Source organism: Microbulbifer hainanensis (genome assembly GCF_014904735.1).
Taxonomy (GTDB): domain Bacteria; phylum Pseudomonadota; class Gammaproteobacteria; order Pseudomonadales; family Cellvibrionaceae; genus Microbulbifer; species Microbulbifer hainanensis.
The window spans coordinates 45,881-52,088 of the sequence record NZ_JACZCR010000045.1 but is presented as its reverse complement, the minus strand read 5'-3'; the positions used below and the strand labels follow the sequence as shown (position 1 = coordinate 52,088).

Genomic DNA, 6,208 nt, shown 5'->3' with positions numbered 1-6,208 from the left:
GGCTGCGCTTCGCTCCGCCACCATTTTTCCTGTGCTTTTGGCGTTAAGTGCCCAATGTAGTTCGGAGATCTCATGGGAAAAATGAGTGAGCAAACATGGAAAGTCATTCAGGCATTCCAAAAATATATCAAAGGCGATGACTCCGCCATTGACGGCTTTAGCGCGACAGAGATCCGCCGCGCTGATGAAGAGCTTGGCTGGCGCGATAAAGACGCTGGCTGGCGTTTGGCCATGAAAAATCGAATAGATGATTTACTCAAATCAGAAGAAAAAGAGGAAAATCGCAAAGAGCAAAGTCATATTCGAGCATGGCAGGTTGTGGTGGGCATTCTTGCAGCATTATTAGTGGCGGCCGTCTCAGCATGGTTGTTCTAGCACTTAACAAGGTGGTCAAGTTCACTCCGGCCCTGCGGGCCTGCGCGGGACAAATTAAGCTTCGCTCAATTTGCCCCTTACCACGGCGTTATGTGCAAGGATTACACTTGAAGCTAATCAGTATTTTCTTACTTATTATCATTTCTTCATTGGCTCTGGCACATGTTGACACAAAGCTAGTTCCTTCAGATGAGGGTGTTATTTACGATCTGCCGCCAGAATACTCTCCGGCATCTTTTGATTCTGAAGCGCTTAAATTAACCATCGGCGGCAGAACTCTAAAATTCCCGCCTTGCGTGGCAAAGTACTTCGGCGCCCCTAACTCAAAGATAGATATTGCCGCGTCTTGGTATCACGACTCATATGCTCTGCCTCCATATATATTTTTTGATATCTACCCACCAAAAATGGGTTTCAAATATCATTTGCTCTTTAATTTAAATACACTAATGCCTATTGAGTTTCGCATTGATGCAGAGCTCAAGAAAAATGAAACATATATGCATGAACTGGTCATTGATGATGAATGCCAAGTATCTATAAGTGAGGCCATGCAAAGTGGCAAGTAAACACATAACAAGTGCAGCCAACACCGCCCCTATGGGGCTGGACCTCCATTTCGCAGCTTCGCTGCTACATTGCGGCCGTTGCTGCAGTCGTTATAGCTCTACGAGAGAATGGCACCATGGAACTGGTCGTTAAATTTAATTCCCCAGTCGATGGTGGAAGAAAAAATATACCCGACTTGCAGTGTGGCCTTTATAGACCTCACCTCGTAGTCGAGGAACGTCCGAATGATGAATATCTTGGTGTACAGTTTGTAGGTTGTAGAGGGCCCATAGAATTCGGGAAGGAAATTCCTGTAACGGTAAATTTGCCCTATAAAGAAATCGATTATTCAATGCTTCAGCCCGGTGTGTCATTTTTGGTGAAAGAAGGTGGTAAAACGGTAGGTAGTGGCCGCGTTGAAAAGCTATAACAATGCCAGGCAGCAAGGCTCCGGGCCTTAGGCCCTCCGCGGGACGTCTTACTTTATGCACGTTTTGCGCGGTCGCTGCGCTCCCATTTTCGCGCAAATCACGCACAAAGTAAGCCGCCCCTGCTGGCGGCGTTAGTCTAATGAGTATGAAATTTACCCTCTCTATTTTTGCATTTTTTATGTCTGTTTCTAGTTCGGCACTAAGTAGTAATACTTATCATGATCTAGCATTCAATAGCGGTTTCGTTGATATGTCTAGAAGTGACATTGTCAATCGTTTCAAGGATCGGAACGAAGAGTGTCGGGAAAAAATATTGGAAGTTTTTAACGTGGCTTACTTTTTAGACGCTTACTCAGAGGCTTTGAAAGTAAACTTCAATGAGAATGAAGTGTCAGAAATTAGTGAGTTCTATCGGTCTAAACCTGGCAGTTTATTTCGAGGTTTGTCCAAGGGGAGTATAGGTGTAAATGAAATTTCCAATGAGGATCTTCTGGAAATTAGCAAGTTTCTAGATTCAAATTTGGGTATTAAATTTGAAGATTTTTCAAGCGCATACCTACCTAAATTTCTTACTAATCATGCTCTTGAAAAACTAAGTATGCTGAAGTTGGTCGCCTGTAAGCAGGTACACCACTCTGAACACTAGACTAACAAAGCGCAGCAAAGGGACGGCTTACTTTATGCACGTCTTGCGCAGTCGCTACGCTCCTATTTTCGCGCAAAACGTGCATAAAGTAAGCCGCCCCTGTGCGCGGCGTTAGGCATTATGACTAAAAGAATAATCTGTTTTATTTCCGCTACATTTTTGTTGGTGGGGTGCGCGGTCTCCACCAAGAGAATTGCATCTGATTATTCGCGTGACTATTTCTTAGCATCCGATACAAGAGTATGGACAGATTGTGAAATCTGGACTGACTGGTACTCACTGAACTTTGGTGGGCTAGAAAATGTCAACTGCCTAGTTAGCGAACACTACAATTCACCGGCCGTGCTATCGTCGGAGAAACTAGAATCAGACAAGAAACGCATGATTGTTCTCAATAAAGGAAGCTTGGTGCGCATCAAACGCATATTTACAATCGTTCACACAGGCGTGACAAACGCAGAATTAATGATCACTGATTCGGAGTCGGGGAAAACGGAGCGAGTATTTGCAACATATTGGCCTAATGAAAACCCCAATTTGCTTGAAGCAAAGTGAATTGATCATGCCTAACAAGCGCAAGCAGGATGCTCCGGCCCTTCGGGCCTCCGTGGGACGCCAACGCTATGCACGTTTTGTGCGGGTCGCTTCGCTCCCAATTTCGCACAAAACCTGCATAGCATTGGTCGCCCCTGTTGCGGGCGTTAGGCTGCCGATAAGCATCGGCGAAAAAACGAATACATAATGAAAGCGAAAGCTTGTGCATAGAGTAGAAATCACCCAGAAAAATAAAGATTTATCTAACGTTAAGCTGAGTTGGGGGCGTCCGGCTTTCACTGCTGATGATGGCTTGGGGTCACTCGATAGTTTGCACCAAGCGAGTGATGCTATCGTATGCATCGCTGGTTATTTTGACGACAAGCTTACTTCGATAGGTAGTGGAATAATGATCGGCCCAGGCATGGTGTTAACAGCATCTCATGTCTTTGATGAGTTTCCTAAAACTGGGTCAGGCCCTGTCTTGCTTTCATTTTTGACCGATAATAAAGCGCGTGCTTGGCTCCCAACGGGAATAGTCACTTGTTCAGGCCCCAGCAAATATCGACCCGATGACCCAGAATGCAAGATAGTTTCTGACCTTACGATATTATCTTGTGATCTTCATTCAGATGCTCACCTAGCACACCCGCAGTCCCTAGTTCCGTTAGAATTATGTCTTCCATTACCGGGCTCTAGATTATGGGCTGTTGGCTATCGTCATGGCGCCTTTGATGAAGATACAGCTTTGGTATCTCCACTCGTCACTTCTGGTTTGGTCACTAACGTATTCCCCCATGGAAGGGGGGAAAGAATGCCTTCTTCTTGTATTGAGATTGATATGGAGTCTTTAGGAGGAATGAGTGGAGGCCCTGTATTTAATGAAGACGGACGAATAGTCGGCATTGTTTCATCGTCATTTGATGGAGGACCAACTTACGTGACACTTGTCTGGGATGCTATGAGGCTCTCAGTGGAAGGGCTACCACAAGAAATATGGGGGGCGGAGCATTCAGGAATATTGGAAGGGATTGAGCTTGGACTGGTTCGGGTAAAGGGTAGGTTTAAGGCGGGCCAAGGTAGAGATATTACACTGACCCTTTCTGACGCGGAGATGGCTTACTTGGTTCAAAGCGAATGATCGCACTATCAAGCCTAACAATACGCTGTTGTCGGACAATTTTTTCACCGCTTCGCGGCTCCAAAATTGCCGCAAAGCTCTGCGTTATACGGAGTATTAGATATGGCATTTCCAGTTGAAGAGAAATTTGTTGAAATAGCCGAGGCTGAATTGGATGCTAGGTTCCCCGAGTCGTTCAGAAATAAAATGATGAAGCTCAATGGGGGTTGCGTACAGCTTCCAAGTGACGACGAAGTGGATGAGGATGAGGTGGGTTATTATGAACTGAACCCTTTCTATGACACGTCAGACAAGAAAAGCATGAAAAGAACCTGTAATAGTATCGTTCATGAAACAAAAACATATCGTGACGATTACGGGTTACCTCAAAACTTGATTGTCCTCGCTGATGAGGACGGGGACTTGCTCGTATACAAAATTGATGAAACCGGGGAAATTGATCCTAAAGTTTATTGGCGAGATCGTGATACTGAGGATCTGATAATTGTCGCTAATGATTTTAGCGAACTAAAAGAGGACGTATAACAATTGGGTCAACTAGGATTCTCCTTACGTCGTACCCGTTACCCAAAGCGTTATGTGCTGCATCAAAGGAATAGTGATTTGCGAGAAAAACTTAGAGAAAAGATCATTGAAGTATGTGATCAGAAAATTGAGAAAAAAGGCGCGGATGTGGGACTATCCTTCTATGCGTTTTTTAAAAACAAGAACGATCAGCCCGAAGTTATTATGGAAGCAGCCCGGTGGTGGATTGAAACCCATAAATTAGATCATTTCGAAAAGGCCAGCAAAATTAAAGAAATGGTCAAAGCCGGTGTTTAATGTTATCCACCAACCACATAACAAGTTGCTGTTTTCGCCGCTTCGCGGCTGGGACCTCCGTTCCGCTATGCTTCACTTCGGCCCCAAAGCAAGGCGTTATGCTTTTAGGAGAAATCGATGAGCATGACTTACAATGAATTTATAATGAAACTATAGGGCTCAATATATGGTGCGTTTATTTTGGATTCTTTTCTTCATTATAAGTACTACTAGCTGCTCGACGACCCAAGTGAAATTGATTTCGGTTGGGGATATTCTTGATGTTACGGCATTAGAAAATCAACATGGCAAGTTCTTCGAAAATCCTTCTGCTCTAGAATTATTGTTGTACGTAAATGGGATGACTGCAAAGGATGTTGCTCGCGCCAGTATCGAGAAAATCGATTTGCAGTGTTTGACAGAAGGTCGGGTTGCCTATGTCGCTGATATTAGTGGAATGCCCAACATAATTTCCCATCTTGTTGCGGTGCCGCGCATGCGCGATTATCCCTACCCAATTTGGCTGGACTACGACGGTGCGAGCACCAAACAACTACCCGTTAAAGAAGGGAATGTCTCGGTGATAGATATCGAGCAGGGGAAAATTACCAATATGGAGTTTATCTCTGAGGAATCGATACTCACGAAACGCTTGATCAGTCGTTGCGGAAAAGGAATTAATAGAAATTAAAAGGCATAACAAAGCAAGGCAATGGATTCGGTTCGCTATCCACTGCTCGCGGCGTTATGTGCAATCCTGGCCTTAAGAACCAATTGTTAGTGGCAATATTTATGGGTGAAAAGCAGAATAATTTGCTAGTGCTAAGTTACCCAGGGATAGGATTAATACTTGGAGCTGTCATAGGTATTATTTTTGGCCCTGCGATTTTGGTGAAACAACTAAGGGGCTAGTCCTTGGTTCAAGTTTTGGTCTAATGGCAGGTGCGGTAGCATATAATGTCTCGAAGAGAAATGGCGCTGATAAAAATCAATAGCAATACAGTTCATGTGCCACATAACTAGGTCAGGTAGTACGCTCCGGCGCTGCGCGGGACGTCTTACTCTATGCGCTGCGCGCAACAGCAGCGTAGGCCGCCCCTGCTGGCGGCGTTTTATTTTCGCAAAAATTTGAGATTATGCCTCGAATAATATTGATCTCAACATTGATGATAATGGCAGGTGTAAACGTACTCCTCGATTTTCTACGCCACGCCTCTTTTTCAGATATACACACAAATGTTGTTGTTTCTGTCTTAATTGCTGGTTTCGCGACGGGCCTTCCGGCTGGCGTTACCTATCTAATGTCAGACAAAACATTTTTTACACTGGCTGGTATCAATATCTATCGTGCAGCATCTGATCTTGTGCTTGGGGTGGGACTGTTGGCTTGGTTTTATTTATTATTTATACGTGAGCGCCCAGAGTACTATGAGGGAGCGTCACATATGTATGTTGCTACTTGGCCCGCATTGCTTGGCATAATCGCAATAGTTTCGTATATAAGCTGTTTGTTGGCTCAAGGAGCGTACTGGACAATCAAACATAACAAGGTGCTGTAGTCGCTCTGCTGGAGCCTCCGTTCCGCTCCGCGTCACAACGGCGCCTAAACCGAAGTTATGATTCTCACTTATAGAGATGAATATAAAATTTGCATTATTGGGCTTGATTCTTGTTTTTGTGCCGTATGTAACAACTAAGATTATGCTTAAGTTTTGGCCAAAGGCCGGCAAG

The 6,208-nt window shown here is 44.5% G+C and carries 10 protein-coding genes; all 10 read left to right on the top strand.

What is annotated here, in order from left to right; translation table 11 throughout:
- Positions 1-72 precede the first annotated feature (72 nt).
- The 10 genes from IG168_RS17280 (at position 73) to IG168_RS17235 (ending at position 6,036) form a co-directional block, all read left to right on the top strand.
- On the top strand, positions 73-375 hold the full coding sequence (locus tag IG168_RS17280; protein WP_193165850.1) for a hypothetical protein: 303 nt from the start codon (positions 73-75) through the stop codon (positions 373-375).
- A 107-nt stretch (positions 376-482) separates the two neighbouring features.
- On the top strand, positions 483-944 hold the full coding sequence (locus IG168_RS17275; RefSeq protein ID WP_193165849.1) for a hypothetical protein: 462 nt from the start codon (positions 483-485) through the stop codon (positions 942-944).
- A 116-nt stretch (positions 945-1,060) separates the two neighbouring features.
- Positions 1,061-1,354 carry a hypothetical protein gene (locus tag IG168_RS17270; protein WP_193165848.1) on the top strand — a complete coding sequence of 98 codons (294 nt, stop codon included), beginning with the start codon at positions 1,061-1,063 and terminating at the stop codon, positions 1,352-1,354.
- A gap of 140 nt (positions 1,355-1,494) precedes the next feature.
- Positions 1,495-2,001 carry a hypothetical protein gene (locus IG168_RS17265; RefSeq protein ID WP_193165847.1) on the top strand — a complete coding sequence of 169 codons (507 nt, stop codon included), beginning with the start codon at positions 1,495-1,497 and terminating at the stop codon, positions 1,999-2,001.
- Between the two features lie 120 nt (positions 2,002-2,121).
- A complete protein-coding gene (locus tag IG168_RS17260) occupies positions 2,122-2,556 on the top strand; it encodes a hypothetical protein (RefSeq protein WP_193165846.1) in 435 nt (144 codons plus the stop codon).
- A gap of 202 nt (positions 2,557-2,758) precedes the next feature.
- Positions 2,759-3,676, top strand: coding sequence for a S1 family peptidase (locus tag IG168_RS17255; RefSeq protein ID WP_193165845.1), 918 nt, complete (start codon positions 2,759-2,761; stop codon positions 3,674-3,676).
- 102 nt (positions 3,677-3,778) lie between these two features.
- Positions 3,779-4,201 carry an SMI1/KNR4 family protein gene (locus IG168_RS17250; protein WP_193165844.1) on the top strand — a complete coding sequence of 141 codons (423 nt, stop codon included), beginning with the start codon at positions 3,779-3,781 and terminating at the stop codon, positions 4,199-4,201.
- A 78-nt stretch (positions 4,202-4,279) separates the two neighbouring features.
- Complete coding sequence (locus IG168_RS17245) at positions 4,280-4,498, top strand: DUF6500 family protein (protein WP_193165843.1); 219 nt, start codon at positions 4,280-4,282, stop codon at positions 4,496-4,498.
- Positions 4,499-4,727: 229 nt separating this feature from the next.
- Positions 4,728-5,168, top strand: coding sequence for a hypothetical protein (locus IG168_RS17240; RefSeq protein WP_193165842.1), 441 nt, complete (start codon positions 4,728-4,730; stop codon positions 5,166-5,168).
- Between the two features lie 481 nt (positions 5,169-5,649).
- The gene (locus IG168_RS17235; protein ID WP_226877094.1) at positions 5,650-6,036 is read left to right on the top strand and encodes a hypothetical protein; all 387 of its coding nucleotides are present in this window, start codon (positions 5,650-5,652) and stop codon (positions 6,034-6,036) included.
- Positions 6,037-6,208 lie beyond the last annotated feature (172 nt).

What these genes read in the sequence shown, in the direction of transcription:
- IG168_RS17280 (WP_193165850.1), top strand. Translation starts at nt 73, where the DNA reads ATGGGAAAAATGAGTGAGCAAACATGGAAAGTCATTCAGGCATTCCAA.
- IG168_RS17270 (WP_193165848.1), top strand. Translation starts at nt 1,061, where the DNA reads ATGGAACTGGTCGTTAAATTTAATTCCCCAGTCGATGGTGGAAGAAAA.
- IG168_RS17265 (WP_193165847.1), top strand. Translation starts at nt 1,495, where the DNA reads ATGAGTATGAAATTTACCCTCTCTATTTTTGCATTTTTTATGTCTGTT.
- IG168_RS17260 (WP_193165846.1), top strand. Translation starts at nt 2,122, where the DNA reads ATGACTAAAAGAATAATCTGTTTTATTTCCGCTACATTTTTGTTGGTG.
- IG168_RS17250 (WP_193165844.1), top strand. Translation starts at nt 3,779, where the DNA reads ATGGCATTTCCAGTTGAAGAGAAATTTGTTGAAATAGCCGAGGCTGAA.
- IG168_RS17235 (WP_226877094.1), top strand. Translation starts at nt 5,650, where the DNA reads ATGGCAGGTGTAAACGTACTCCTCGATTTTCTACGCCACGCCTCTTTT.